The sequence below is a fragment of the Bradyrhizobium sp. genome (assembly GCF_049798375.1).
Lineage (GTDB): Bacteria > Pseudomonadota > Alphaproteobacteria > Rhizobiales > Xanthobacteraceae > Bradyrhizobium.
The window spans coordinates 1-3,703 of the sequence record NZ_JBARGP010000622.1; the positions used below are offsets into that span (position 1 = coordinate 1).

Annotated in this window: 3 protein-coding genes and 1 pseudogene; all 4 read right to left on the bottom strand. The window is 63.9% G+C overall.

The genetic code is table 11. The annotated features are described in order from the left end of the window. Nucleotides 1-118, bottom strand: a pseudogene (locus WA702_RS24685) (peptidase); the annotation flags it as partial. 210 nt (nt 119-328) lie between these two features. Continuing rightward, a complete protein-coding gene (locus tag WA702_RS24690) occupies nt 329-1,177 on the bottom strand; it encodes a transglutaminase family protein (RefSeq protein WP_425113165.1) in 849 nt (282 codons plus the stop codon). Between the two features lie 174 nt (nt 1,178-1,351). Further along, the gene (locus WA702_RS24695; protein ID WP_425113166.1) at nt 1,352-2,296 is read right to left on the bottom strand and encodes an alpha-E domain-containing protein; all 945 of its coding nucleotides are present in this window, start codon (nt 2,294-2,296) and stop codon (nt 1,352-1,354) included. Between the two features lie 276 nt (nt 2,297-2,572). Further along, nucleotides 2,573-3,703, bottom strand: a 1,131-nt coding sequence (locus WA702_RS24700) for a circularly permuted type 2 ATP-grasp protein (RefSeq protein ID WP_425113167.1), incomplete at its 5' end; no start/stop codon positions are given.

Sequence of the window (3,703 nt, forward strand, 5' to 3'; positions counted from 1 at the left end):
GATTGGAGAAGATGTGCAGCTTGCGGAAGGTCGAGACGTTGTCGAGACCGGCATTGGTCCTCGTATCGGCGATCATGACGAGGCCGTCGCGCACCAGAATTCCGCAGCAATAGGTCATCGCCGATCCTCACTCGGTAGAACGGCGAATTACTAGCCAATTTCGGCTGGGCATCCAACCCTGTTCGGCTGGGGCCGGTATGAGGTACGACTCTCTCGCCGTCATGGCTGGGCTTGTCCAGGCCATCCACGTCTTTCGTAATCGCTGAAAGTAAGGCGTGGATGCGCGGGTCAAGCCCGCGCATGACGACTCATTGAAGCCGATACCCTGCTACGACTGCCACTGTGAGTGCGATTGCGACTGGCTGGGGCGGCCGGCCTGATCGACGCTGACCCTGACCTCGAGCGTCTCGATGCCGCCGCCGTAGCGGGTGCCGCGCACCGGTGCTGCGCCGAGATAATCGAGCCCGACCGCAACCCGCGCGTGGGCGTCGGTGGCGCAGATGCAGTTGGCTGGGTCGAAGCCGACCCAGCCGAGACCGGGCACGAAGGCTTCCGCCCAGGCATGGCCGGCCTGCTGGTGCACTGCACCATCGGAACGCAGGAAATGGCCGGAAACGAAACGGGCAGGCACACCGCCGGCGCGGGCGCAAGCAATGAAGATGTGCGCGTAGTCCTGGCAGACGCCGCGCTTGAGCGCGAAGGCCTCTGCCGCCGAGGTGCCTGATGTCGTCGGATCCACGTCGAAGGTCATGTGCTCGTTGATCTGCGTCATCAGCGCGTGCAGGAAGCCGAGCACGTCGTCCTCGGATTCGCTGCGCAGCTCGCGCACGAAGCTCGTCATTGCCGGATTGGGCGTGGTGAGTGGTGTGCCGCGCAGGAACAGGCTCGGCGGAAAGCGCTCATCCGTACCCTTCAGCACGCCGCCGGTGTCATGGGTCTCGATCAGCCCCTCGGCCGTGATCGCCAGCGTTTCGATCGCGCCGTGGGTGAGGACGTGGGTGACGTTGCCGAACGCGTCCTCGTGCATTTCGAGCCGCGAATCGGTGGAGACGCCGATCTGCCACTCCGCGACATATTGGCCGTCATGGCTGCCCGGTGTCATCCGCAGGATCTGGATCACGCCGGTGGCCGCCGGGGTGTACCGGTAGGTAGTGGAATGAGAGATACGCAGGCGCATGGTGGTGTCCGATGGAGTTCCGGCCTATCCACCGTCCCGCCCGGGCTCGACCCGCTTGGGGGCTGGAGCCCCTTCGGCGCGGCGAAGGTCCGAGCATCCACGCACTTTCTCACCAGAAGATGAGACGTGGATGGCCGGGACAAGCCCGGCCATGACGATAACTTAGCCCATCCACTAAATCAGATACTGCCTGGTGATGATTTCACCAAGGCGGGAATTGTCGGCGATGAACGCCTGGATAAACTCGTGAACGCCGCGCTGGAAGATGTCATCCATGTTCGAGTGTTCCAGCTGGTTCCGGATGCCGCGGGCGTGGCGCTGCGACGGACCCTGGCGGCCATAGGCGACGCCGATCTGGTCGAGATTGCGGACCAGATTGCCATAACAGCTCGCCAGCGACCGCGGCAGCGTGTCGTTGAGAATCAGCAGGTCCGCGATCAGCCAGGGTTTCAGGGTCTCGCGATACACCCAATGATAGGCTGTCAGCGCCGAGACCGAGCGCAGGATCGAGGTCCACTGGTAGAAGTCGAGCGGGCCGCCGACATGCTCCTCTTCCGGCAGCAGCACGTGATATTTGACGTCGAGGATGCGCGCGGTGTTGTCGGCGCGCTCCAGATGCAGTCCGAGCCGCGAGAACCAATAGGCGTCATTGCGCAGCATGGTGCGGTAGGCCGAGCCGTCGAAGCGCAGCGAGGTCTCCTGCACGAAGCGCAGGAAGCGCGCCAGATCCTCGCGTGTCTTGGTGCCCTTGCTCCAGACCTCCTGCAGCTCGATCCAGGCGCTGTTGATGGTGTCCCACATCTCCGACGTCAGCGCTGTTCGGACCGAGCGCGCGTTCAGCCTGGCAGCCTCGATGCAGTTCGTGATCGAGGAGGGATTGCCTGGATTGAAGGAGAGATATTCGACGACGTTGTGCTCGTTGGCCTCCTGATAGAGCGCGAAGAAGCTGACATTGACGCCGGCCGTCATCAGCGCCGATTCCCACTCATTGGTCTTGCCGATATAGGCGGCGGGCAGGGCGGTGACGCGCAAGGTGGCGTCGATGGTGCGGGCGAGATACTCGGCCCGCTCGACGTAGCGGGCCAGCCAATAGAGGTTTTCGGCAGTGCGCGAGAGCATGGGCGGATCTATCGGCTGCTTGGCGATTGCATTTGACGCAGGCTTGGCAAGAGTGCGTCTCTGCGCGTCTTCGCGGCACTCTCGGTGTACCCTCTCCCCTTGTGGGAGAGGGTGGCTTCGCGGAGCGAAGCCGGGTGAGGGGTCTCTCTCCACGCTTGCATGTGCCGAGAGAACCCCTCACCCGGCGCCGAGCTGACGCTCGTCGCCACCCTCTCCCACAAGGGGAGAGGGTGCACCGTCATGGTGGTGAGACGCATGCCCTCGCCAAAATAGCTGCTATTCATCCAGCACCCATGTGTCCTTCGTCCCGCCACCCTGGCTGGAATTGACCACCAGCGACCCGTCCTTCAGCGCAACGCGGGTGAGGCCGCCGGGAACGATGGTGGTGCGCTCGCGCCCCGTCAGCACGAACGGCCTGAGATCGACATGGCGCGGCGCCAGGCCCGACGCGACACAGGTCGGGCAGGTCGAGAGCGCCAAGGTCGGCTGGGCAATAAACCCTTCCGGCTCGCGCTTGAGCTTGTCGCGGAAGGCCTCGATGGTCGCCTTGGTCGCGGCGGGACCGATCAGCATGCCGTAGCCGCCGGAGCCGTGCACCTCCTTGACCACGAGCTCGCCGAGATGGTCGAGCACATAGGACAGATCCTGCGGCTCGCGGCAGCGCCAGGTCGGCACGTTCTTCAGGATCGGCTCCTCGGCCAGGTAGAATTTCACGATCTCCGGCATGTAGGAATAGATCGCCTTGTCGTCGGCGATGCCGGTGCCGACCGCATTCGCCAAGGTGACATTGCCGGCCGCATAGGCCGACATCAGCCCGGGCACGCCAAGCGCGGAATCGGGGCGGAAGGACAGGGGATCGAGGAAGTCGTCATCGACGCGGCGGTAGATCACGTCGACTCGCTTCAGCCCTTCGGTGGTGCGCATGAACACCTCGTCGTTCTTGATGACGAGGTCGCGGCCTTCGACCAGCTCGATGCCGAGCTTGTCGGCCAGGAAGGAATGCTCATAATAGGCGGAGTTGTAGATGCCGGGCGTCATCAGCGCGACCGTAGGCTCCGCGGAGGCGCTCAAGGGCGCGACCGAGCGCAAAGTCGACAGCAGCTCGTCCGGATAGCGCTCGACCGGGGCGACGCGGTGGCGGGCGAACAGGTCCGGAAACAGCCGCATCATGATCTCGCGGTTTTCCAGCATGTAGGACACGCCCGAGGGCGTGCGCGCATTGTCCTCCAGCACGATGAAATCATGGGCATCGACCCGGACGATGTCGATGCCGGCGATGTGGACGTAGACGTCGTGCGGCACGTCCTGGCCGTTCATTTCCGGGCGGAACACCGAATTCTGGAAGATCAAATCGTCGGGGATGATCTCGGCGCGCAGGATGTCGCGGCCGTGATAGATGTCGCGCAG